The organism is Paenibacillus sp. FSL K6-0108 (assembly GCF_045040695.1).
In the GTDB taxonomy this organism is placed as follows: Bacteria; Bacillota; Bacilli; order Paenibacillales; family Paenibacillaceae; genus Paenibacillus; species Paenibacillus pabuli_B.
On sequence record NZ_CP150288.1, the window covers coordinates 4,801,077 to 4,826,590 of the forward strand.

General features: G+C 46.8%; 21 protein-coding genes. 7 read left to right on the top strand and 14 right to left on the bottom strand.

Features of this window, described 5'->3' with window-relative positions; all coding sequences use genetic code 11:
* Window positions 1–126: 126 nt before the first annotated feature.
* Both MHB49_RS21690 and MHB49_RS21695 read right to left on the bottom strand, forming a co-directional pair.
* The gene (locus tag MHB49_RS21690) at window positions 127–4,488 is read right to left on the bottom strand and encodes a glycosyl hydrolase 53 family protein (RefSeq protein WP_405152972.1); all 4,362 of its coding nucleotides are present in this window, start codon (window positions 4,486–4,488) and stop codon (window positions 127–129) included.
* A gap of 246 nt (window positions 4,489–4,734) precedes the next feature.
* Window positions 4,735–5,454, bottom strand: coding sequence for a YceI family protein (locus tag MHB49_RS21695; RefSeq protein ID WP_405152973.1), 720 nt, complete (start codon window positions 5,452–5,454; stop codon window positions 4,735–4,737).
* Window positions 5,455–5,646: 192 nt separating this feature from the next.
* Between MHB49_RS21695 and MHB49_RS21700 the strand changes: the two genes are divergently transcribed.
* Complete coding sequence (locus MHB49_RS21700) at window positions 5,647–6,333, top strand: response regulator transcription factor (RefSeq protein WP_247898138.1); 687 nt, start codon at window positions 5,647–5,649, stop codon at window positions 6,331–6,333.
* A complete protein-coding gene (locus tag MHB49_RS21705) occupies window positions 6,318–7,778 on the top strand; it encodes an ATP-binding protein (RefSeq protein WP_405152974.1) in 1,461 nt (486 codons plus the stop codon). Before MHB49_RS21700 ends, MHB49_RS21705 begins: the two co-directional genes overlap by 16 nt.
* A 166-nt stretch (window positions 7,779–7,944) precedes the next feature.
* Here MHB49_RS21705 and MHB49_RS21710 read toward each other — a convergent pair whose 3' ends face one another.
* Window positions 7,945–8,757 (bottom strand): AAA family ATPase, encoded by an 813-nt coding sequence (locus MHB49_RS21710; protein WP_405152975.1) that lies wholly within the window; start codon window positions 8,755–8,757, stop codon window positions 7,945–7,947.
* Window positions 8,758–9,116: 359 nt separating this feature from the next.
* Between MHB49_RS21710 and MHB49_RS21715 the strand changes: the two genes are divergently transcribed.
* Window positions 9,117–9,269: a DUF1540 domain-containing protein gene (locus tag MHB49_RS21715; RefSeq protein WP_090807335.1), complete on the top strand. Its 153-nt coding sequence runs from the start codon at window positions 9,117–9,119 to the stop codon at window positions 9,267–9,269.
* Between the two features lie 193 nt (window positions 9,270–9,462).
* Entirely contained in the window at window positions 9,463–10,920 is a 1,458-nt protein-coding gene (locus tag MHB49_RS21720) for a 4-hydroxyphenylacetate 3-hydroxylase family protein (protein ID WP_405152976.1), read from the top strand.
* Window positions 10,921–10,942: 22 nt separating this feature from the next.
* Here MHB49_RS21720 and MHB49_RS21725 read toward each other — a convergent pair whose 3' ends face one another.
* Genes MHB49_RS21725 through MHB49_RS21735 form a run of 3 tightly spaced genes read right to left on the bottom strand, consistent with a single transcriptional unit; the run spans window position 10,943 to window position 12,824 of the window.
* On the bottom strand, window positions 10,943–11,509 hold the full coding sequence (locus tag MHB49_RS21725) for a nitroreductase family protein (protein ID WP_405152977.1): 567 nt from the start codon (window positions 11,507–11,509) through the stop codon (window positions 10,943–10,945).
* Between the two features lie 52 nt (window positions 11,510–11,561).
* On the bottom strand, window positions 11,562–12,365 hold the full coding sequence (locus MHB49_RS21730) for a hypothetical protein (protein ID WP_405152978.1): 804 nt from the start codon (window positions 12,363–12,365) through the stop codon (window positions 11,562–11,564).
* A 6-nt stretch (window positions 12,366–12,371) separates the two neighbouring features.
* Window positions 12,372–12,824, bottom strand: a complete 453-nt coding sequence (locus tag MHB49_RS21735) for a flavodoxin (protein WP_247898144.1) — start codon at window positions 12,822–12,824, stop codon at window positions 12,372–12,374.
* 262 nt (window positions 12,825–13,086) lie between these two features.
* Between MHB49_RS21735 and MHB49_RS21740 the strand changes: the two genes are divergently transcribed.
* The 3 genes from MHB49_RS21740 (at window position 13,087) to MHB49_RS21750 (ending at window position 15,149) form a co-directional block, all read left to right on the top strand.
* On the top strand, window positions 13,087–13,950 hold the full coding sequence (locus MHB49_RS21740; RefSeq protein ID WP_024630567.1) for a class I SAM-dependent methyltransferase: 864 nt from the start codon (window positions 13,087–13,089) through the stop codon (window positions 13,948–13,950).
* On the top strand, window positions 13,950–14,684 hold the full coding sequence (locus tag MHB49_RS21745) for an RluA family pseudouridine synthase (RefSeq protein ID WP_405152979.1): 735 nt from the start codon (window positions 13,950–13,952) through the stop codon (window positions 14,682–14,684). Before MHB49_RS21740 ends, MHB49_RS21745 begins: the two co-directional genes overlap by 1 nt.
* A gap of 120 nt (window positions 14,685–14,804) precedes the next feature.
* On the top strand, window positions 14,805–15,149 hold the full coding sequence (locus MHB49_RS21750) for an MGMT family protein (RefSeq protein ID WP_405152980.1): 345 nt from the start codon (window positions 14,805–14,807) through the stop codon (window positions 15,147–15,149).
* Window positions 15,150–15,264: 115 nt separating this feature from the next.
* On the opposite strand, the gene MHB49_RS21755 is transcribed toward MHB49_RS21750, so the two are convergent.
* The 8 genes from MHB49_RS21755 to MHB49_RS21790 form a co-directional block, all read right to left on the bottom strand.
* Window positions 15,265–16,776, bottom strand: coding sequence for a DHA2 family efflux MFS transporter permease subunit (locus MHB49_RS21755; RefSeq protein WP_247898147.1), 1,512 nt, complete (start codon window positions 16,774–16,776; stop codon window positions 15,265–15,267).
* Entirely contained in the window at window positions 16,773–17,219 is a 447-nt protein-coding gene (locus MHB49_RS21760) for a MarR family winged helix-turn-helix transcriptional regulator (RefSeq protein ID WP_247898148.1), read from the bottom strand. The genes MHB49_RS21755 and MHB49_RS21760 overlap by 4 nt, the downstream gene beginning before the upstream one ends.
* A 246-nt stretch (window positions 17,220–17,465) precedes the next feature.
* A complete protein-coding gene (locus tag MHB49_RS21765) occupies window positions 17,466–17,903 on the bottom strand; it encodes a MarR family winged helix-turn-helix transcriptional regulator (RefSeq protein ID WP_405152981.1) in 438 nt (145 codons plus the stop codon).
* Between the two features lie 231 nt (window positions 17,904–18,134).
* The gene (gyrA, locus tag MHB49_RS21770) at window positions 18,135–20,594 is read right to left on the bottom strand and encodes a DNA gyrase subunit A (protein ID WP_247898150.1); all 2,460 of its coding nucleotides are present in this window, start codon (window positions 20,592–20,594) and stop codon (window positions 18,135–18,137) included.
* Window positions 20,595–20,606: 12 nt separating this feature from the next.
* Window positions 20,607–22,586: a DNA topoisomerase IV subunit B gene (parE, locus tag MHB49_RS21775; RefSeq protein WP_247898151.1), complete on the bottom strand. Its 1,980-nt coding sequence runs from the start codon at window positions 22,584–22,586 to the stop codon at window positions 20,607–20,609.
* A gap of 76 nt (window positions 22,587–22,662) precedes the next feature.
* Window positions 22,663–23,652, bottom strand: coding sequence for an ABC transporter permease (locus MHB49_RS21780; RefSeq protein WP_091000306.1), 990 nt, complete (start codon window positions 23,650–23,652; stop codon window positions 22,663–22,665).
* Window positions 23,645–24,622, bottom strand: a complete 978-nt coding sequence (locus MHB49_RS21785) for an ABC transporter ATP-binding protein (protein WP_247898153.1) — start codon at window positions 24,620–24,622, stop codon at window positions 23,645–23,647. Before MHB49_RS21785 ends, MHB49_RS21780 begins: the two co-directional genes overlap by 8 nt.
* Window positions 24,623–25,489 carry a GDSL-type esterase/lipase family protein gene (locus tag MHB49_RS21790; protein WP_405152982.1) on the bottom strand — a complete coding sequence of 289 codons (867 nt, stop codon included), beginning with the start codon at window positions 25,487–25,489 and terminating at the stop codon, window positions 24,623–24,625. It abuts the gene before it with no gap.
* Window positions 25,490–25,514: the final 25 nt, after the last annotated feature.

Sequence of the window (25,514 nt, forward strand, 5' to 3'; positions counted from 1 at the left end):
TGATAATGGTTATCATTATCATTGGAATCATAGCAGAAATGGTTACTACCTGTCTACAATTTTAATTGAAATCCATAAACATAGGGATCGAGCCAGAAAGACCCGATCCCTATATCAGATATACACTTAGAATTTATAGATCTGCTCCATCATTCGGGCTACAGCTACTGCACCCTGTGCACGATTAGCTTGCTGTTTAGGCGCAAACGAGCCATTTGCCATTCCTTGAAGCAGGCCTTGCTCCTGCATGGCTGCAACTGCTTGTTTTGCATATTCAGCAATATCTGAGCTGTCATTAAATCCGTTACTGCTGGATGATGAATCATTAACTTCACTGGCGTTCTGCTTCATAACCTGTATGGCACGGTATAACATCACCGCCATATCTTCACGAGAAATACGATCATTCGCTCCAAACGTGCCATCTGCCCGACCTTGTACAATTCCCATTTCCAAACCAAGACGTACGGAATCTGAATACCATTGATCACTCTTCACATCTATTAAAGCTAAAGTAGATGTATCCGGGGAGTGTGATCCGCCAATCCCCTTCATGATCATTTGCAAAAATTGTGCTCGTGTCAATTCTCCTTGCGGACTGAATCGAGTATCTGTCATGCCTGAAATGATTCCTTTGCCATACAAATCATGTACTTCTTTGATGGCCCAAGAGTACGATTGCAAATCATTCAACGGCACCTGCACTTCAGTAATCACGAAACGGCCAGATTGAAGCGGCTTGAAAGCAAGACTCTGGGTCGATTCATCATATTGAGTAAAGGTTACTGGTTTCATTTCACCATTTGGCAGGAGTGAGTATACAACCATCACTACGTCTGCTGCATTTGAATTTTGCACATCCGACATTGCAATTTCAATGGATCGATCTGTCCACTGTAACGGCTGCCCGTTTAACCGCAGATTCACACTGAACACGTTGTGGTTACCGATGATTTTCTTTTGCGCTTCAGACAGATTAGCTATGGAATCTTCGGCCACAATGACATCCATTGTAGCCCCGTCTTCGTTACCAACATCCTTCAATAAATTTAAGGGGATACGGACAGATGTTTGTTTTATGGTCAGCTCCAGCGACTCTAATGCCTGATTACGTGCCCATTCCTGAAGTTGATTTGAGTTGAGCTGAAAGGTCACAGCCTTAGTATCCTTAGGAACATCTGCAATCATGGTTAGCTTTTTGCTCCCTGCTGCCATTCCTTGGATCATTTGAGACACCTGCTTCATATCAGGCTGAATCACATACGTGTCTGCTCCCGTACGTTTCCCTTTGAATGTAATGGAACCATTTTCTCCTGGATTACCGGATTCAACAGGCGGCGTTACAGGAGAATTGCCAGGATTCTGCGATGATCCAGGCGTGGAAGGCTGTGCAGGTTGACCGGGCTGTGATGGCTGAACCGGGGTCGACTCTTGCCGTTCAAGTTGACTCACCGCCTGTTTCAATGCGTTATCCGCAGCACTGATTTCCTGTGCACTGGCTTCTGCATCTTCCATAAGCACACGAGCAAATGACAGTGCCTCTACGAACACATTCCAGCTTGCGGCCGTGTAATCACTTTGACGCAGCTTCGCAGCGGAATTCACTGTAGTCTCCAGGGCATATTTGTCCGCCGGGAACACCCCGTAAGCTTCAAAATCCATAAAGCCTACCCACTCGGAACCTGCTGTTACGGTAAGACGAATATAACGCGCCTCCGTGCCTGCGGGCAGGATATGTCTTGGACTGGTGGATACAACGACATCACTCGTTGTATCCACCACTTTGACAAAATTCTCGTTATCGTTGGATACCTCGATCTTGTATTTAATTCCTCCACTCCACATGGACATCTCCAGCTTGCGAATCACGGCTGTCGCTCCCAGATCAACCTGCCACCAGCTACCCACACTTTGGTCTGTTCCCCATGAAGTAGTGGGGTCACCGTCAATCGCTCCCCCAGGCGAGTTGTCTTTTCCACCACCTGTACCGGCACTGCTTGATGCGGTAGCTGTTTTACTTGTTGTTAGTGCCTCCAGCAAAACAAGGTTGTTATTGGCTTTTTGAAGTGTTGTCAGAGCCCCCTGCACTTCGGATTGAATGGCATCCTGCTTGTCTCTGACCGTGATTGCCGATAACAATGCCGCTTTCAGGTTTGCCCAGCTTCGCTGTGTATATGACGATTCGGTCAGCTGCTGTGTTTCACCGATGAATTGTGTCAGCTCGGTTTTGTCCACATTGGATAAACCATGGATGGCTGCTTCGACTTGTTTTGCTGATGTATTTACCTCGGTTTGTGTTGCCCTTGAATCAGCCATGATTTGTTCTGCACGAGCAAGAGCCTTGGTCAGAACAGCCCATGTTGCAGCAGACCAGTCTGCTTGTTTATACGTTTTGGCATCGGCAATGATTGCCTCGAGAGCATTCCGATTCGCCGCTATAACATCAAGGTGCTGCATAACCTCATTAAGAGCAGTCGTTTCAGCGTCAGTCTCCTGTTGTGTCACACCACCAGTTGAATAGGCGAGTTTGTAAGTATTCTCGGCTGCCGATATGGCTGGACCGAGTGTCAGCCAGCTTTCAGGTGTAAAATCACTGGATTCAAGCGCCTTTGCACGTGTGATCGCTGCCGACAGTTCTTTCCGATCTGCGGGCAGAATCTCCAGGCCACGTTTGTACACATCCAGCGATGGCAGAGCACGTCCTTCATACGAGTAACCGCCATTCGCCGGATATTCGTCATAATCGAACATGGCGTGATTCTCCCACGCGTCTCCCTCGGAAGCAATCCAGCCAACATTGGCTGCAATCCATGCAGGTTCCCAATAGAAGAATCCCGCTCCCTTCTGATTCGGAACTTGTGAGATCATGTCCATGATTCCTGCAATCGCATCATATTGCCCCTGTACGGTTGCCGGGAAGGTAGCTCCTCCCACATTCAGCGTTTCTGGGTTGCCAATAATATTACCGTGGGCATCCCCGTTTTTATATGAGAATGGATATGACGTCTCAGCAATAATGACTTCTTTTCCATATTTAGCGGATACTTCATTCATCGTTTTGCGCACATCTGCGAATGTTCCGTGCCAGAAAGGATAATAAGACAGGCCGATGATATCGTATTCCAAATTCCGTTTCTCCAATTCGCCGAAATACCAGTCAAATGTGCTTGCCTTGCCGCCCTCAGCGAGATGGATCATAATCTGAACCTGATCCCCTCCTGGGACAGCGCGCACGCCGTCCACTCCACGCTGAAGTAAGGCCGCATTTTCATCAAAATTCACGTTGCTCTTCAATCCGTTTAACACACCGCTGTTAATTTCGTTACCGATCTGTACCATATCGGGCATTGCGCCCGCATCTTTCATCTCGCCTACTACTCCACGCGTGTAATCATACACCGCAGTTTTCAGATCTTCGAATGAAAGGTTCTCCCAGGCCTTGGGACGAAGCTGCTGACCAGGATGCGCCCATTCATCGGAATAATGAAAGTCGAGCAAAACCTTCATGCCTTTCTCTTTTACCCGCTGGGCCAGACGAATTACATCTTCCTTGTCGTTGTATCCATTCGATTTCTGTGGATCATTCCACAGACGAAGCCGCACATAGTTCACGCCACGGTCTTTGAGAATATCGAGCAGATCGCGCTCAGCTCCATTACTGTCCAGATAATAACCTCCATTATCCTCAATGGCTGTTAACGTGGAAATATCAACCCCTCTGACAAAATCACTGCGATATCCTTCCACCGTAACGGTAGCTACAGGTTGAATGAGAGCCCCATAGACGGCGCCTGTCACAGTAAAGCTGCCTGCTGATGCATACAGAGAAGGATCTACTTCCTCCCACTCAACCGGGACAACACCCGATTTCCCGTTCTGGTAATGCGCCGTGACTTTTGCAGGCAGAACAGGAGCAGTACGACTTACGGTAGACACGTTGACTGGATCATAACTTGTGATATCTAACGGGTCACGACCTTCCTCTTCGCCCCAGATATTCAACTCGGAAATGGCTGGCCACCAGCCATCCCCTGCATAGTAAGAAATGGTGACCTTTACATACTGAATTTCATCAGCCTGGAACTCCATATGGGCAACGCTCTGGGCAGTTTCGTTTTTCGACTGATCTGCTACCGGAGTCCAGGTACTCCCGTCGACAGAAACTTCAACGACAAACTTTACGACATTATCCTTGTCCTTCCACGTCAACTCAGCACCCGAAAGCTGATGTGGAGCTCCCAGGTCTACGGTCAGCTGATGCGGATTATTTACTGAGGTTGCACTGTCCGCACTCCAATACGTATCCCCTTTGCCATCAACTGCATGTTCCTTATTGCCTCCCCACTTCAAATCCTCAGCGCTGACTGTTACCGTCTTGCCCAGTGCAACGTTTACTTTTGCTGCTGCCGCTGCGGGTCGAACCACCAGACCCAGTTCACAGAATAACATCAGTAATACGAGACAGCCGCTTATGTATCTTTTGTGCACGCTTGATTTCCCCCTTATCATTTGTTTGTTTCAAAGTGAACAATGAATGTTGTAAATCATTATCATTGTAAGCGCTTTATAACAAACGAAGACACGGTATTATGCCAAGGAAACAGCAGTTATTTTAACTGAATGATTGGTAATTCCTTGCTCACTGTGGATCGATTCCCATTCCTAACAAAAAAATCTGTCCCTCGGCCTCACTAGGCAGAATGGAACAGATTTTGATCATGTGTGTTTAAATGCTTACTTGCTGAGCTTCAGCTCCAGTTGAACCTGAATGTCATTTTCAGTAGAGAGGACCACGGAATGCGGATTTTCCATACCAAAGTCTTCAAAGGTAACCATTGTTGTAGCGGACAACAAGACCTGATCATTCTCATAAGCGGCTTTTACGTCAAACGCAGCCTCTTTCTCAATCCCTTTTACCGTAAGGGTTCCATTCATTTTAAAGTCTACGGTCTGCCCTGCCGGCCATTCCGTCGGTACACCTTCAAAGGAGCTAGCCGTAAATGTAGCTTGTGGGTAGGTGGAAACATCGAAGAAATCGGCTTCTTTCACATGTCCATCCCGCTGGCTATTGCCTGAATCAATGGCACTCATCTCAATCTGTCCATCCGCTTTCATCTTGGAAGCATCGTCTACATTAAGGGTTAGGCTACCGCTGACCTGCTCGTCCGCAAAATTAACCGTTTCCCGGGATGTTGTTACCGAAAAATATACTTTCGAACCTTCGCTAATGCTCCAGTCTCCGTTCAATTGGTCTGCTTCCGCTGCTTCGTTGGATACACTTGTGCCGCTGTCCGATCCGGCTTCCGTTGTGGACGCTGCGGTGCTGGCAGGAAGCACCTGCTCAATCTCGACGTTATTGCCTAGGTAACTGTTCGCGAAATAATAACCTCCACCCCCAAGAATGACGATTGCTGCCGCACCTGAAATCATCCATCTTTTTGTCTTTTTGTTCATCTCTATTCTCCTCCAATGGGTAACGGTATAAGTTAGTTATTTATCAGCATTTTAACAGCCCAATGTGTCAGGATGACGTCAAGAGATGACGTATAACGCATTTCTTTCTGAAAATAATTGCCTCATTGGCATTGTGCTTCCACTCATGTAAAATCAGTACACAAGCTTCTCAATGTGAAAGGAGACACCTTTTTGAAATCCATACTCATCGTCGAAGATGAACAAGCCATTGCCCGAGTGCTGGCTGCCTATCTTCGAAAAGCGGGATTCGATGTTCGTCATGCAGCGGATGGCCCCACTGCCCTATCCCAATTTGATTCGGATGTGCCTTCCCTGGTCTTGCTGGATGTCATGCTGCCTGGAATGGACGGCTGGGATCTGCTGCGAATCATCCGTGAAAAAAGTGCTTGTCCCGTCATCATGCTAACCGCACTGGATGATATTCAGGATCGTCTGAACGGGCTGAATGCCGGTGCCGACGATTATATGAGCAAACCCTTTGTGCCCGAGGAAGTAGTCGCCAGGGTCAATGCTGTGCTTCGCCGCAATCCACACTGGACAGCTGAGGGCGAAGGCAAACGCCATTTCGGCAATCTGGTCATCGACCTGGCCGCCAAACAGGTGCTTTTAAACGGAGCCGAGGTTGCACTGACACCACGTGATTTGTCATTGCTCCTGTTTCTATCGGAATACCCCAACCGTACATTTACTCGGGACCATCTGATTGAACAGGTATGGGGCATGGACTATGACGGAAGTGACCGGGCTGTGGACCTGTCAATCAAGCGGCTGCGTCAGGCGCTCTCCCACTGGCTGCCGGAAACGGGAGAAATCCGGACTTTACGGGGAATGGGGTATCAATTTTGGATCGCCAACTAAAACGAAATACACCGAAACGTAAAACATCCATTCTGTCCTACTGGACGCTTCGATATTTTTTAATCCTCTGTATCGGTTTCACCATTATTGTTGCAGGGGCACTCTACTGGATCAGAACCACTTCCATTGAGAAAGGTCTCAAAACGGCCCAGCTGCTAGGGTTGGAAATCGCCGAGAAGGTAACAGGAACAGAAGACAACCTGTATATTCCCCCGGATCTTGACAGGCTGGTGGACAAGCGTACCAAGCTTTTCAATACAGATAATTACTTTTGTATTATGGTGCTCGACAACAATAATCAATTGATCTATTCGAAACCGAAAATGACGCAGCAGGATGTGTATTACAGGTTGTCTGACGACCTAAGCGAACCAAGAAACAAAAAATTCGCTGGGGTGACGGTTAACGTGACAGATGACGATCAGATGCTGGGTAAAGTGTGGGTCATGCAATCCAAAAAATCCATTGCATACAATCCGGAAACGATGCTGGTGGTCTGCATCCTGTTTGTTGCCTTAATTCTGTGTGGCTGGTTTACGATCTACCTCCTGTCCCGTAAGCTCTCCAGACCTATTCGCCAGGTTGCCCACGCCGCAGAGCAGATTCGAAACGGAAACTATGAAGTCAATTTGGATCTGAACACACGGGAACGGGAGATGAATGAACTCGTTGAATCTTTTCGCGAGATGTCCATCCGTTTGCAGCAATTGGAGGAATGGCGTGCCCTGTCGCTTGCAGGGGTAACCCACGAATTGAAAACACCCGTAACGTCCATTAAAGGACTCGTGATGGCTGTACGGGACGACATCGTTAGTCCAGAGGAAGCGAAAGAATTTCTGGACATCGCACTCAAAGAATCCGAACGAATGGAACGCATGGTCGCTGATCTGCTTGATTATAATGCCATGAGCGCTGGAGGTGTTGCGGTTCGTCGGGAACGCATAGATCTGAATTTGCTGGTGGGTGAGATTATCTATCAGTGGAAAATCGCGTACGAGGATAAGTCTCCCGAGATTGAATTGCATACGCCTTCGGGTACGCTTTATACCATCGGTGATGCTCTTCGAATTCAGCAGATCATCGTCAATCTGCTCAATAACGGGCTCCAAGCAGCTTCCGACCAAGCTACTGTCTTTCATATCCGTTTGCGTGAGGAGGCAGACAGCCTGTTTGTTGATGTACAGGACAACGGTACTGGAATCACCATAGAAGATCAACCCAAGATCTTCGAACGGTTCTATCGTGGCGAGATCAAAAAACGCCGCACCCGTGGACTAGGACTGGGACTTACCTATAGTCGCTTGCTTGCTCGAGCTCAGGGAGGGGATTTAACCCTGACCTCCAGCGGTCCCGAGGGGAGCCTTTTTAGCTTAAATTTGCCACGCTGGTCTGGGCCTGAAAAACCACAAGTAGAGCCATCGTACCGCACAACAGCTAACGCATAGCGAAATGACTGTATGGTATTAGCGAGCTTTCTCCATATGCCAAAGGATTGAAGACAAGCTCATGCAACAAGCAATTACGTGCGTAAACAACAAAAAGCCCGGCATTCCTTCATGGGAACCGGGCTATTTCAATATGTGACCGTGGTTGCTGATGTTTATCGGTACACTATGTGCTCAGTACACGAGGCATATATTCTGCATATGCATCATTAATGAATTGCTTATGCAGTGGACTACTTGCAATAATGGCTTTCCGTTTCGCTTTTAAGACAATCTGTTCTACATCCGCATAACTGCATCCCGCGAGGCGTTCACAGGTGAATTCTTCCAGTCGGCTTTCCTGCTCAAACTGCCCCATCAGCTTGCTAATGTACAATCTTCGGCTGGATTCATCCGGCATTCCGTAGGTCATTTTGGTATCAAATCGTCGCCATATCGCTTGATCCAACTGGGTCTCCAGATTGGTAGCGGCAACCAAAATGCTGTCTCCTTCGAATTCGTCCAGACATTGCAATAATGTATTGACGACACGAGCCATTTCTTTGACCTCATCATTACTTTCACGTGTACGACCTACGGCATCAAATTCATCAAGAAACAGCACACAGGGGTTAGCCCGTGCATATTCGAATAATTTACGGACATTGCTTCCCGTCTCCCCAAGGTGGCTGTGAATGATGGCATCGAGCCTTACAAGGACCAGTGGAAGCTGAAGTCGGTGGGCAAGATGGAAGGCAGTTAACGTTTTGCCTGTACCCGGAGGACCAAACATCACCATTTTGTTCGGCATCGGTACATCGTGCTCTGCAAACTGCTCTTTCATGCCGAGAATGGTAATAAACTCCTCCACAACTCGCTCATTATCTGCGGAAAATACAATATGCTTTGCCTTTCTTCCACACTCTTTTGGTGAATAAAAAGCGGCCATATCGATGCCTTTCGCTCGAGGTATCCGGTTTATATGGTTGGTTTTGCTCATTGTTGTTCGTTCTCCTTCTTCTATGTTTAAGGAAGTCATCCAAGTTATATCGTATCGATTCATTCTCGTTCATAATTAATGATTTTATTCGTAATTATTACTATTAAATCATAACATAAGACGGCCTCTTTGCAAAGTTTATGTGACTTGTCCATCATTTATCGTGAGTCGCTTCCAATTTGTTGCAAGCCACAGTAAAATTTGCTATTCTAAATGTGCATCGTTGTGTATAACGCAAAAAAGCCCTCTATTCACTCGAGAGAGCACAAATTTTTTCAGATTTGCAAGCGGCAACTTGCCATTTCTGGATGTTCTTTTATACCAACGACTGTAATCCAATTAAAGTGAGGTTATCAATCATGGCAAAAGACGTATTATGCGAGGTTAACTCCTGTCGTCACTGGGCTGAAGAGAACAAATGCAACGCATCTTCAATCTACATCGTGAGTCACAGTTCCAAAAAAGTAAGTGAATCCGCTGAAACGGATTGCAAAACATTTGAAGTAAAATAAATTGTACAAGTTGAGGAGCCCTTGCGGTTCCTTTTTTCTTTTCCTATTGTAACAAGAATGATAATTATTATCAAGCTCTTTTCTGCAAAAATCTGAACTCCCCTCTCTTCATGCACATTTGACTGCCTATTAACGTACACTACGAGAGCAGTCAAACTGCCCATGAACGAATAGATCGTAGAGGTGAGTAACGATGCCAGTAAAAAGTGGCAAACAGTACATCGAACGTATCGATGCCCAGACAGTCCCGTGTTGGTACAAAGGAGAGCTTGTTTCCGGAAAACGTTCTGAACATTTTGCGTTTGCAGGTTTGATGGAAACACAAGCGAAGTTGTACGATCTTCAGTCCGATCCACATTTAATCGATACGATGACTTATGCATCTCCTTCTGACGGAAAACCAGTAGGTATGTCCTTTCTGCCTCCAACCAGTGTGGATGACTTGCGAAGACGCCGCGAAGCAATGAATATTTGGTCAGGGACTCATCATGGTTTTTTGGGACGATCACCCGATTATATGAACACAGCAATTATGGCCTTTTATACTGGGGCATATATTCTTGAAGAAGTATCGCCACAATATGCCGAAAATTTGAGAAACTACTATGCCTACTGCCGGGATAATGATATCACCCTCTCCCACGCCTTCATCCAGCCTCATGCCAGTAAAATTTCCGGACAGTTGGATGAGATCGAAGATGCCATTGCCGCCAAAGTGGTTGATCGGACTGAAGAAGGTCTGATCATTAATGGTGCATTTATGATGGCTACTCAGGCCGCTACGTCAGACGAGATACTGGTGTATCCCTCCCCTTCACCGGCACCGTTCGAAGATGAAAATCCGTTCGCTTTTGCCTTCGCTGTTCCGAATGACCTGCCTGGTATCAGTCTGATCTGCCGGGATACCTATGCAGCCGAATCCAATTTCAACTATCCGCTCAGTTCCAGATATGAAGAGATGGACAATATCGTTATTTTCGATCATGTGCTTGTTCCTCATGAACGGATATTTTTTGCTGGTAATGAGGAAATGTCTGGCCGCCTCTTTAGCGGAAGCCATTTCCACATTCACGCAGGACATCAGGTCATATCCCGATATATTGCCAAAACGGAATTTGTCCTCGGCACAATCCAGTTACTTGCAGATACGCTCGATCAAGCTGGGGAAACTCACGTAGTGGAGAAAACAGCCCGTATACTTGCCGGCCTTGAATCATTAAAAGCTTTGGCAGTGGCAGCAGAAGCAGGTGCCATAACGGATGAACGGGGGTTTGTATTACCCGCTCCCAAACCATTAATGGCAGCCAACCTGCTGTACCCCAAGTTGTATCCTGAGATGATTGAAATTTTGCAGCTCTTGGGTTCCAGCGGCGTAATTATGGTACCTCAGGAAGAAGAATTCCGCTCGGATATCGCACCTTACCTGAATACGTATCTGAGAGGAACCGACATGGAATCCAAGGAACGCACCGCATTGTTCCGACTAATCTGGGAGCTTGGAGCGGGATCATTCGGAGGCAGACAGACCCAGTTCGAACGGTTCTTTTTTGGCAACACAATCACCGTGTCGAACCGGATGTACTCTGCATATTCCGCAGATCAATCGTATCGTCAGCTCGTTCGTAATTTTATTACCAAGACTGGCAAATAAGAATGAGTAATGATCATCTCGTTTAAACGAGATGATCATAGACCGTCATCAGTTCAGAGGCTGGTCTGCCTGCGTCGGTGTCCCGAAGTGCAGACTGGTCTCCGTAACCGATATGAAATACCCCCAATACCTTTTCCTCACTTGTTAAACCCATTAAATTCATAAATACGGGATGCTGTTGATAATCATTGATCTTCCAGACGGCATTTAAGCCTTGCTCCGCTGCCAGGATGCAAAAACGTTTGCTCCAGGCTTTTGCAGGCAATAAATGGTCCTCCCTCGCACTTGAAGGGGCGACAACAACCAGATGGGCCGGAATAGCTTCAGTATATTGATATGTAGCCCAATCCCCGTAGCGATCTGCCAAATGTGGCGGGTAACTCTGTCTGACCGCCTCCAGATACAGCTGGCGTCCTTCACTGGCGAACAACATAAATCGCCAAGGCTCTGAACTCATCACATACAAAGATGGATCTGCTTCATCCAGCAACCGTCTTATAACCGACTGTGGCACAGGCAACGGGCTGAATTCACAAGTTCCTGTTCGTTTCTTGCCGCTTGCTGCACCTTGTCTCAAACCGGTAGACATGGCTCATCCCCCCTTAATCTGCACGATAGTTCACATCATCCCTTGTCTTTCTTTACATCAGCCAGTTTTTTTTCGGTTCCGTCTCACTTCTCCACCGATCCACCTCTTCATGCACTCTGGCTTTGTCCCTTACCGTAAATTGATCAGATTCCATTATCTCTGCACTCGGAACACTATCCCGTATCAGTCGAATATAATCCATTGAACGAATAAGCGATTGACGTCCAGGGATATATCGAATCTTGCGACCTTCGAGTAAACAGTAGATTTCGATCATGCCTGGCAACTTGCCAAAGGCTTCCCAGCAGAAAGCGCTCACCATATGCTGGAACGCCTCAACAACGTTTGGATCATGGACAACCATATATTTTTGAATGAGCAGTGAATCCCAACCTTCTGGCTGCCAAGCTGCCTGGAAGATCATAGACAGTTGCATCGACAGGGCAGGAAGTTCTGTTCGCCATTGTTCAAACAAAATGGTCGGATGCTTCAGATCATCGTTCATGGCAATGGCAAGGGACATTTCATCCGTAATTTTGTTTTTTACATCCCAATAATGAAGTACCGATTCGAAGCCGGCTGCCTTTCTAGGCCACCACTTTTCGAGTAAATACTGTACAGGCACTTCTTTGCGCACATCCGGGTCCAAACTGTAAAAAGCATTGACTGCATGGCTGACCGCATATTGTACACGGTGTCTCCATTGCAGCGGAGAGCGCTGTTCAGCCTCTGGTTCCGGGCGGATGAACCGATGCGGACTGCGCAGCATCTCTTCCAATTTGTAATCTTCAAGCAGCCGTACCGGTTCGTCTGGCATTCCCGGCTGAATAACTGCCTGAATATTATGTCTTAACATGCGTTCTTAGGACACCTGTAATCCAGCAGCAGCGAAACGTTTACCAAAGTCACGGCACGTATCCTTCTCCTGCTCCATCGGACTATATTCAATTTTCAGCATCTCTGGAGATACCTCCGCCCCACGTTCCAGCAGCTTTGCAGCCGCAAGATCAACGGCCCCGCAGTATTGCTCGTAAGAAGTATCCCCGCTTCCGAACACTGCAGCCCTTTTGCCACTAAGATCAAGTTCATCCAGCTCTTCATAAAAATCGAGGAATTCATCTGGCAGCTCACCGTCTCCCCACGTATATACACCAATGAGAAACCCGTCATAATCAAGTACATCAGATGCATTGCAATCCGTTACGGACTTGAGATCCACTTCATGCCCACCTTGTTTAATCCCTTCTACGATCAGCTCCGCAATTTCTTCCGTATTTCCTGTCATACTTGCATAAGCCACTAACAATTTAGCCATCTATTTTTCCCTCACTTTTTATTGTTCATGTCATACTTTTCCTGAAGAAGTAACATTAGAATTTATCAAAATCATATGTGATAATGATTATCATTGTCAAATTAAATTTTCAATCGGTTTCCACTTCAGTATATGGTGATGGAGCAAATTCAACACCATATTAGGCACTGTACCCTTTCAGGGGCCTACCACAACTGGCGTACAGGCCCTTTTTTGTTGTACAATAGTATCCAAATGACTTTTGAAGGATGGATAAATCATTATGTACGTAGCAAAGAACTGGAAGGACTATGAAGTAATCGATACAGGAGGCGGCGAAAAGCTGGAGCGTTGGGGCGATGTTATCTTGCGCAGACCCGATCCACAGATTATTTGGCCCCTTGAAAAAGAAACCAATGAATGGCGCCAGGTTCACGGTCATTATCACCGCAGTTCTTCGGGCGGCGGCAGCTGGGATATGAAAAAACCGATCCCGGAACGCTGGACCATCGGATACGAGAACCTGAAATTTCATATTAAACCAACCAGCTTCAAACATACCGGTCTGTTCCCTGAACAAGCGGCTAACTGGAGCTGGATGATGGATAAAATCGCAGGGGCAGGTCGTCCCATCTCTGTACTAAACCTGTTTGCTTATACAGGCGGTGCAACGGTTGCTGCTGCTTATGCCGGAGCTTCAGTTGTTCACGTGGATGCCGCTAAGGGCATGGTACAGTGGGCCAAAGAGAATGTTCAATTATCCGGCCTTGCGGATCGCCCTGTTCGTTTCATTACAGATGATGTATTCAAATTTGTACAGCGCGAACAGCGTCGCGGCAATCGGTATGACGCGATTATTATGGACCCGCCTTCCTATGGCCGAGGCCCTAACGGAGAGACATGGAAGCTGGAAGAGAACCTCTACCCTTTCCTGAAATCATGTATGGAAATTTTGTCGGATAACCCACTATTCATGCTGGTCAATTCCTATACAACCGGGATTTCCTCTACCGTTCTGCGCAACATGCTGACAATGACGATGTCTGCCCAATACGGGGGTCAAATTACGGCAGGCGAAATTGGTCTTCCAATTACCCGCAGTGGTCTGGATCTGCCATGCGGCATTTTGGGTCGCTGGGAGTCTTGATGATGTCCGAATTTTCGCAAGGAACCGGTAATATCCCGATTCTGTTTGAAGACAATCATCTGTTAGGCATTACAAAGCCGGTCAATGTACCTACACAGGAAGATGCATCAGGAGATCCGGATTTGCTTACACTGCTCAAACAGGATTTAAAAGAGCGGTATAACAAACCTGGCAACGTTTATCTCGGACTGGTGCATCGACTTGACCGCCCCGTTGGTGGTGCGATGATTTTTGCCAAAACATCAAAAGCTGCATCACGATTATCCGAGACGGTTCGGGGACGTCATTTCCGCAAAATATATGCGGCAGTTGTACATGGAAAATTGCCTGCACAGCATGGGACGTTAAAACACACGCTGCTGAAAGACGGAAGTACCAATACCGTCTCCGTTGTGCCCAAGGGTACAGCTGGCGGTAAAGATGCCGTTTTGGATTACCGTGTCATCGGCGAGACCGACCGTTATAGTCTGGTTCATATTGAGCTGCACACTGGCAGATCTCATCAGATTCGGGTGCAAATGAAAGAAATCGGCTGCCCACTGTTCGGAGATCAGAAGTACGGTGCAGGTGTGAATAAACCCGGACAACAGATTGCTCTCTGGTCTGCCATCGCAGCTTTTCCTCACCCGGTAACGAAGGAAGAAATTATCCTTCAATCCCTGCCTCCCCGTGAATTCCCATGGGCAGAGTGGCCGGCTGCTGTGTATGATCAAGCATTTAAAACAGAACACTAATCGATATATTTAAAATAATCATTCCCAGGATCAGATCAATCTGACCATAAACCGTGTCATCCAGATTCCGTATCTGAATGGCACGGTTTTTTACTCCAATGGAAAGGAAGATTCACTCTTATGACACCCTTTACGAAACAGGTCGTCGCTATCATCGCAGCAATCCCTGAAGGAAAAGTCATGACGTATGGACAGATCGCCGCTCATGCAGGCAGCCCAAGAGCTGCCAGACAGGTTGTACGCATTCTGCACTCCATGAGCCGGAAGAAGCGCCTTCCCTGGCACCGCGTCGTCAACGCCAAAGGACTGATATCCATTCCCGACGAACATTACCGTTTGATGCAGGAGACGGAGCTCATTAGCGAGGGCGTTGAATTTCAAATGGATGGAAGCATCAACCTCAGACTCTTCGGTCATGATCCGGGTCCTGACTTTCTCCTTGGTCCATCGACCGATGAAAAATAAAGTCAACACAAGGCATAACCAAAAGAGAGTTCAAGCAGTGTGATCTGCCTGAACTCTCTTTTGGTTATATAAGACCTATATTAATTCATTGATAATAACAGAAATCTAGTTTGACTTAAGCTGTTGCATTCACTTTTTGTTGCTCCGTTGTTACTGGTTCAGTAGCCGGTTTTGTTTTACGGATAAAGAACGCCAGCAGGAGAGCAACTACAGTCATCGCAGTTGCTACGACAAACGCATAGTTTACACCATAGATTGTTGCATCAGCGGTAGCATTCAGCATCGCAGCCTTATCATCCGGAGAGATTTGGCCTGCTGCTAAAGTATCTGCCAAATGGGATTTTAGTTTGCTACTCATAATCGTAACGAGAATCGCAGTACCAATCGCCCCAGCAACCGTACGCAATGTGTTGGACATCGCTGTACCATGCGCATTCAGGCGCTGTGGAAGCTGATTCAGACCTGCTGTTTGAATTGGCATCATCAACATCGACATACCGAACATACGGGCTGTGTAGATAAACATCATGTAGCCATATGTAGTGTCGATCGTCAGGCGGCTGAGCCCCCAAGTTGTAATAGCGGTAATGGCAAGACCCGCAACGGACAACCAGCGTGCTCCAACTTTATCGAAGATGCGACCTGTAATTGGAGACATAATCCCCATCAGGATGGCGCCCGGCATCATCAGCAAACCAGATTCAATCGGTGTGAAATGGCGAATATTTTGCAAGAAAATTGGAAGCAAAATCATACCGGCGAACATCGCCATCGTAACAAGCATGTTAATGATCGTTGTTAATGTATACATATTGTATTTGAAAATACGGAACTCCAAAAGCGGATGATCAGTTGTCATCTGTCTAATAACAAACAGAACCAGGGAAATGGCCCCTACGACCAGACATGCAATAACAATTGCACTGCCCCATCCGTCTGTACCCGCATCACTGAAGCCGTACAACAAGCTACCAAAACCGAGTGTGGATAAAATAACACCTGGATAGTCCAATTTAGGTTTGGATTGACGTGTTACATTTTTGACAAAAGCAATACCGATGGCAGTGGCAATAACGGAGAATGGCAAAATGATATAGAACAACAGTCTCCAGGAATAATGTTCAACCACATAACCTGACAGTGTTGGCCCTATGGCCGGAGCGAGAATCATCGCGATCCCCATCGTACCCATAGCCTGACCACGCTTCTCAATCGGGAAGATCGTCAAGAATACAACCGTCATCAGAGGCATCAGAATACCTGCACCTGCTGCTTGAATAACACGACCTACCATCAGAATACCAAAGTTCGGACTTAAACCACATACCAAGGTTCCTAATGTAAATAGCGTCATGGCTGTAATAAAAATTTGACGTGTCGAGAATTTGGCAATCAGATATGCCGTAACGGGGATCAAGACACCATTGACGAGCATATAACCCGTAGTTAACCATTGTGCTTTATTCGCTCCGATGCCCAGGTCCTCCATAATTTTAGGAAGAGCTACGTTCATCAACGTTTGGTTCAGGAAGGCGACGAATGCACCGATTAACAATGCGGCCACAATCGGGCCTTTCTTAATGTTGTCCATCGCTGAGGATGGCGCTGCTGCTGCAGTAGTACTCATTGGTTGTTCATCTCTCTTCCTTCTAACTTTTCAATCATTTGATTATGAATTCTTAGCAGGTGCTCAAGGTCTTCCTTCGGGATCTCCAGAATGGGTGACACACGCTCCATCCACAAACGGTGTGTTTCCTGCTGGGCCTGTTCCCCTTTGTCCGTAATCTGAAGCTTTACGGATCGGCGGTCTGAGTCGGAACGTGTTCGAACAATGTACTCACCCTTGACCAAACGCTCCACCACAGCGCTCATCGAGCTGCTGCCCATATGACATAGCTCAGCCACTTCATTGATACCAATCGAGGGGCGCTCTCTCAAAATAGATAACACCATAAATTGAATCGAAGTGAGCTCAATTTCCTTGTTTTCATTCCAGAATGCCCGAAAGAGCATTTGATTGACCTGCCGAAACGAATTAATAATGTAAAATACTTCGTATGTGTCAGACATTAATTCACCCTTTTTACTTATGGAATATAATATTTCGTACACGAAATATCAGGGGAACAATTACTTATTATAACAAAAATATTTACATAGTCAACTCTTTACATATAAAATTTTAGAATTTATTCTCAGTCCTCTAGAGAAGGCAAAAATCTTCAAATTACACTATAAATAAAAAATAACCACAGTCCTCCTGCAATGTTTTAGCAAGAGTTCCATGGTTATTATTATTCGCACATCCCTCGTCAATTAAGATGTGGATAAGGCATGCTCTTTTGTTTTTTGCGTCGTCATTTTGCCTAGTAGATATACCAGTAATTGCTGGTTATGCATTGATATGTTGCTGAGGACCGAATTCATAAATTCATTGCGAATTGTGATTCCTCGTTCAGTCTCCATACGTCCCTTATCAGATAAGGATACCCATACAATTCGTCGATCCTGATCATCCCGATCCCGGCGAATCAGACCGTTTTTCTCCATACGATCCAACAACATCGTTACTGCTGCGGGTGTTGTAGCCAGAAAAGGAATCAGATCGGATGGTTTCATCTTCTCGTGATCCTCAAGAACCTCCAGTACGGCCAGCTGCGCCTCTGTTAACGACGGTGCCAGCTCATGATCCATATGCAGCTTGTAGTCCTTGGTCAGCTTCGACCAGCACTTGGCAAAATCGGAATTATACATCTTGAATCGCTCCTCTCTGCAACGGGTTATCACTTCACCTGCTTAAGTTTTCGCCCTTCAAAGCCGCATTCCTGCTGCCTTTTTTCAATTTCCCAGCGATCGACCGTAATCGACGAAGGTTGTTAAACTTCGCATGGAGACCCTCTTTTAATCCGCGTTCGAACAACAAAATAAGACTCTTCACATGACAGGTTTCCCTGCTCTGCAAAGAGTCTTTCTTGAATCCTTATATCAGGAAGAAGCTGTCTGATTCTCTGCGAGATCCATGATAAGCTCCACAATTTCATCCTGTTTGTCCACATGCACAAGCAATTTACCGATATGCTTCCGTTCAGTAATAGGTACAGCTTCGGAAGAAATGTGATGTGATTGACCTTCCTTGGTCATCACCGTTACATTCCGTTGTTCCCTGCAGTAGAACGCTCCGGCAATTCGGCTCCCATTCGGTTTCACCCGTTTGCCTTCCTTGAACTCAAATGTTGCCAGTCCCTTGCCGCCACGGCTCTGCAGAGCATAATCCAGCAGCAGCGAGCGCTTACCATAACCCAGGTCAGACAATATAGCAATCTCGCCTTCGTCACCTTCCACCCACAGCACAGAGACGACTTCATCCGTTTCTTTTAACTGAATACCACGTACGCCTCCAGACACACGTCCCATCGGATTCACCTCATCCTCACGGAAACGGATCGCCATGGCTTCTTTGGTGATCAGCATGATGTCCTTGCCACCTGTACTTAGATGAACGGATAACACCTCATCGTCCTTGCCGACTTTGCATGCAGCTACAGCGCCGGAACGCTTGGTGACATACTCCTTCAGTTCGGTACGTTTAACCTGCCCTCTGCGGGTGACAAAGACCAGACTGTGGTCCGGTTCTTCAAAGGATTTAACAGCAAGCACACTTGAGATCCGATCATCTTTTGCCAGAGGAATAACATTCACGATCGCTGTCCCCGGATCTTTCCACTTGAATTCCGGCACCTGATGCACAGGTAACAGAAAATACTGGCCTTTCTTCGTAAATACCAGCAGGTTCTCAAGCGTGTTAACTTCAAGGACCTGAGCGATATAATCACCTTCCTTCACACCACTTGCGTTACGTTCACCGCCGGATCGTGTGAATGACTGCATGCCTGTACGCTTGATATATCCCTCTTTGGACAATGTGACAAACACATCTTCCGCATTCACCAGCACCTCAAGGTTAACCTTAAGTTCTTCCACTTCGCCCTGAATGGCTGAGCGACGATCAATTCCGTATTTCTCACGAATCTCCATCAGCTCTTTGCGGATGACTCCGATCAGTTTGCGGTCACTATCCAGAATGGAGCGTAATTGCGCGATCTTCTTCATCAGATCGCCGAGTTCCTTTTCCAGAGAAGTAATCTCCAGGTTCGTTAAACGGTATAATTGCAAAGTCAGAATGGAATCCGCCTGACGTTCGGAGAAACCAAACATCCACATTAGATTATTTTGAGCATCCTGACGGTTCTTCGAGGCTTTAATAGCCGCAATAACTTCATCAAGGATGTTAAGAGCTTTGACCAGACCTTCCAGGACATGTGCACGGTCTTCTGCCTTCTCCAGCTCAAAGCGGGTACGGAACGTCACCACTTCACGCTGATGGGCAATATAAGCCTCGAGGATTGATTTCAATCCCAATTGTTGAGGGGCTTTGTTTACAATCGCAACCATGTTGAAGTTGTAAGTGACCTGCAAGTCGGTTTTCTTCAGCAAATAGGCCAAGATGCCTTGTGCATCTGCCTCTTTTTTCAGTTCAACCACGATTCGCAGGCCTTCACGTCCACTTTCATCCCGCACTTCGGCAATTCCCTCAACCTTTTTCTCAAGCCGAATGTTCTCCATCGCGGTAACCAGACGGGATTTTACAACCTGATAAGGAATCTCGGTAATCACGATTTGCTGTTTGCCGCCACGCATATTCTCGATATCGGTTTTGGAGCGAAGATAGATCCGCCCCTTACCTGTACGATAAGCATCGAGAATTCCATCGCCACCCATAATTAATCCGCCTGTCGGAAAATCCGGACCTTTCATGAACATCATGATCTCGTCCAGTTCTATCGAAGGCTTCTCCATCACGGCAATACAAGCATCAATGGTTTCTCGCAAATTATGTGGAGGGATCTCCGTTGCAAATCCAGAAGATATCCCACTTACACCATTGACCAGCAGGTTCGGATAACGGGATGGTAATACAACCGGTTCTTTGGCCGTATTATCAAAATTATCCTTAAACAGAACAGTCCGTTTCTCGATATCGCGAAGCATCTCCATTGCGATGGGCGACAAACGGGCCTCCGTATACCGCATGGCCGCTGCCGGGTCATCATCCTGCGACCCCCAGTTTCCATGACCGTCCACAAGCATATGCCCCATTTTCCATGGCTGTGCCATCCGCACCATACCATCATAGATGGAGGAATCCCCGTGAGGATGGTAGTTACCCATAACATCCCCAACCGTTTTTGCGGACTTCCGGTATGGTTTCTCCGGAGTATTACCAGAATCGTACATGGCGTAAAGAATACGCCGCTGCACCGGTTTCAATCCATCCCGTACATCGGGAATGGCCCGGTCCTGAATAATGTATTTGGAGTAGCGACCGAAACGGTCACCTACGACCTCTTCGAGAAAGGCCGGCATAAATTGTTCTGATAGACTCATTCCAAGCACCTTCTATTCTTCGTACTCTGTAAAGTCAACGTTCTCTACAATCCAGCGTTTGCGCGGGTCAACCTTATCACCCATAAGTGTAGATACACGACGTTCCGCTTTAGCTGCATCGACAATTTCCACCTTGAGCAATGCCCGCGTTTCCGGGTTCATCGTTGTCTCCCACAGTTGATCCGGATTCATCTCACCAAGCCCTTTATAACGTTGAAGCTCCACATTGTTTCCAAATTCTTTCATGTAGTTCGCCAGCTCTTCATCAGTCCACGCATAACGCACACTAGCCATTTTGCCTGATTTGCGTGTAAGTTTGTATAATGGCGGCTGAGCGATATATATTTTGCCTGCATCAATGAGTGGTTTCATATAGCGGTAGAAGAAAGTCAGCAACAATACCTGTATATGTGCACCATCTGTGTCGGCATCCGTCATAATTATGATTTTGGAATAATTGCTGTCTTCAACTGCAAATTCGGTTCCAATGCCTGCTCCGATCGCGGATGTAATGGCACGGTATTCTTCATTTTTGAGGATATCGGCCAATTTTGCTTTTTCCGGATTGAGCGGTTTACCCTTAAGCGGGAGTATCGCCTGGATCTTGGAGTCACGTCCCTGTTTGGCTGAACCACCTGCGGAATCCCCTTCGACAATAAACAGTTCATTCCGGGTAAAATCCTTGGATTGTGCCGGAGTCAGTTTGCCGTTCAGGTTGGAACTCTCACTGCGTTTTTTGCCGGTCCGCATCTCATCCCGAGCTTTCCGTGCAGCTTCTCTGGCTCTGGAGGCCTGAACTGCTTTGCGAATCAAGGTTTGCGCTACCTGCGGATTTTCTTCCAAAAACCGTTGGATGTTCTCGGACACGACAGAATCCACTGCACTACGCGCGGAAGCGCTACCGAGTTGATCCTTCGTTTGTCCAACGAATTCAACCTCCGACATTTTGACACTGATGACCGCCATCATGCCTTCACGCAAATCATTACCTTCGAGGTTTTTATCTTTTTCCTTAATCATGCTGGTGCGTCTCGCATACTCGTTCATCACCCGAGTGTAAGCCGTTTTGAATCCGGTCTCATGCGTACCGCCGCCCCTAGTGGGAATCGAGTTCACGAACGATGCCAACGTTTCCGTATAACCGGCGTTATACTGAATCGCCACTTCGACCTCAATATCATCCTTCTCCGCATAGAAGTGAATGACATCATGCAGCACATCTTTATTTTCGTTAAGAAAAGCAACAAACTGACTTGCTCCGCCCTCATACATATACTCATCCTGATTGCCTGACCGTTCGTCCTTGAGCACAATTCTCAGACCCGAATTCAGAAAAGCAATCTCCTGAAGACGCTCTGCCAGTGTATCATAATTCAATTGAATGCCGTTCTGGAAAACGCGAATATCCGGTTTAAACGTAACTTTGGTCCCCGTCCGATTGGTATTGCCCAATACTTCGAGACCTGATACCGGTTCTCCGACATGCTCAATGCCTTTTTTGTCCTGCCAATACTCGAATCGTTGACGATGTATCTTGCCATCACGGAAAATCTCGACTTCAAGCCATTCGGACAATGCGTTCGTAACTGACGCACCTACACCGTGCAAACCGCCGGATTTTTTATAACCTGATCCACCGAACTTTCCGCCTGCGTGCAAAATCGTAAACACGACCTGGGGAGTAGGAATCCCTGTTTTATGTATACCTGTCGGAATTCCCCTTCCGTTATCCTGAACCGTAACAGAACCGTCCTTATGCAGCGTGATATCGATTTTGGAGCAGAATTTGGCGAGATGTTCGTCGACAGCGTTGTCCACGATTTCCCATACCAAATGATGTAGACCCGAAGTACTGGTGCTGCCGATGTACATCCCCGGCCGTTTCCGTACCGCAACCAGTCCTTCAAGTACTTGAATGTCGTCCGCGTCGTAGCCTGAAGACCCTTGTCCTCCGCCTGTCGAACCTGCCGACATATCGATTTGCTCGACCATTCATGCTCCCCCTTCTTAACTTGCAACTAAAAAAATGCCTGAAATGCAAACAGATGTTTTCTTATCCTTGTCCATTTTAATTCAAGATATCCCGTTTCGTAAAGACAATGAATGACACAAAGAGTGAAGCAATGCCCCAAACACTAAGCACAATAAGGGAAAAACCCAAATTCATTCCTTCGATTGGTGGCAATCCGCCCGACAAATAATCCGGAAGTTCGAGGTTAACCATGAATAAATACTTGGCTGATTGCCAAGATGCGGCCATACTGGTGAGAATGGTTCCTGCGATGAGTGCTGCCATCATGATAACAATACTTGCAGCTGTACTTCGCACTAAAACAGAGACCATGAAGGCGAGCATCGCCACAATTATACTGACAAACCAGATCAGTCCTGCCTGCATCAGCATATATAGCCACTGGTCCACAGCATGTACGGCTGACATATCGACATCCGTACCCACAACCTTGAATCCGGTAAAGATCGGCATGCCGAAACCTTTATATCCGAACACCGCTCCCGAGATGACATAACAGATAATGTACGCCGACACCACAATAATCGAGACGAACATAATTAACGTGATAAGTTTACTCAGCAGCACTTTCCAACGTTTGACGGGACGGGTCAGAAGCATTTTAATCGTACCTGTGGTCCGCTCACCGGATACCAGATCCGAAGCAATTGCCATAATGAGCAGTGGGATAAACAGTCCAACGGCATTATTCATGAATTCCCGCGTAAAAGTTACACCGCCAGGCTCCTTCGGATTGATGTCATTCTCCAGATAGTATTGCATTTGCTGGATGTACACAGTCCTGTACTTTTTGTATTCTTCAGGTACCCGGTCACTGCCAAGAGAGTTTTGATTATCCGTGATGGCCTGTTGCAGTTCAAGACGCCAGTCGCCGCCAAACTTGTCACGATTATTTTCCGCAGATTTCATCTGAGCATACGTAAACATCGGAACCAGAACCGCGAGGACGATAAAAATAATATAAAGACGTTTTTTCTTTACCATCTTGATCGTTTCGTTTCGAATCAGCGGCATAATGTTACTCAATGGATTCACCTTCTGTCATTTTTAAGAATAGCTGTTCCAGCGTAGGCTGAATCCGCTGCACGCCTTCAACCTGAATGCCTGCTTGCACCATTTGCTGCACCAGAGCCGGAATCCGATCTTCGTGCATTTCAGCAACAACAGCATTTGGACCAAGTCCTGCAACAATGGTATCATCCATAACATCAGCAGGCCGATCCACGAGGGAAACCCCTGCATTCAGCAGCATTTGTTTACCTTCTTCCAGTGGAGTAACATGCCATATCGCCAATTTGGAATGGTCTTCAATCAGTTCATTCACGCCGCCAACTGCCAGCACACGCCCTGCACTGATAATTGCCACTCTGTCACAGAGAAGCTGAATCTCGCTAAGCAAATGACTGCTAACAAAGACAGCCATGCCTTCGCTTGCAAGCTGCTTAATAAAGACGCGAAGTTCCTTAATCCCTTTGGGATCAAGTCCGTTCGTTGGCTCATCCAGAATCAACAGTCGCGGACGTCCAAGCAATGCCTGTGCAATGCCAAGCCGTTGACGCATCCCCAGGGAGTAAGTTCTTACTTTATCATGAATCCGCTGATCGAGGCGTACAATATCCACAACTTCCTGAATACGGTCATTATCCACCCCTGGCTGCATGCGGGCAAAATGCTCAAGATTCTCCCATCCGGTCAAATAGGTGTACACTTCAGGGTTTTCAACTATGGAACCGACGTATTTCAGAGCTCGTTCAGGATCACGATTGACATCATAACCACAGACTTGGATTTTACCTTCTGTTGGTTTAATCAGATCGACTAACATCCGAATGGTTGTTGTTTTTCCGGCACCATTGGGTCCCAGAAAACCAAAAATTTCGCCTGGTTTGACGTCAAACGTAACATCCTTAATGATCCACTTGCGTCCAATCTTTTTCTTCAGATGTTGCACGGACAATACGGAATCCAACTGTTCTTGAGTCAAATCTTGTACCATCTATTTCCCGCTCCCTTCTGCTGGAGTCTCTGCCTGATATTCCTGTGCAATCCGAACCGCAATTTGCTCGTAGCCTTCTCCATTAGGATGAAAATGATCTGACGACAGATATTGTCCGAGATGATTTTCAAACAGATCAAAGGTTGGCACAAGTGTCATCTTGTCCTCGTTGTTCAGAACCTTCATTGCAGCATCGTTCCATGCAGCTACAACCGCATTTCCCGGCTCTTTGAGTTCCTTCACATCTCCAAACGGATTGTAAAGCCCTATGTAGGCAATCTGTGCGTCAGGGTTAATTTCTTTTACTTTCTTCAAAATCTCCTGCAAACGCTTCGACGTCTCCGGCAATGCCGCAGTTAATGACTCTGCTGTTGGCGCATCCTCTCCCTGAAGAACTTGCCCACCCTGGAATAGATCATTGGCTCCGATCGACAACAGAATAAAGTTGGATTGCTGTAAAACATAACGTACACCCTGTTCATCCAGCTTGCTCAACAATGCATCTGTTCTCAAACCATTCACACCCATATTGTTCAGCACCTGCACATCATATCCCTGATTTTTGAGCAAGTTACCGGCCCGTCTTACAAAGCCAAGCCCTTCATCGTCTCCCGTACCTCTTGCCAGGGAATCACCGATCACAGCCATTCGAATTTTGCCATCTTTCACGGCAGGCTTTGATTGCTCATTATCCTTCGCAGGTGTCGTTGTCTGTTGTCCTGTACCTAATTGGGCATCTCCTTCAGGAAAAATGACATCTTTAATGGCGTATCCAAATCCAAATAACAGCAGCAATGTTGTCAAGATGGATACTGTGCTAATGGTTCTCCAGATCCATGGCGCTGAATCAAGATTTCTTTTTTTCATTCATCACATCTCCGCTCATGTACAC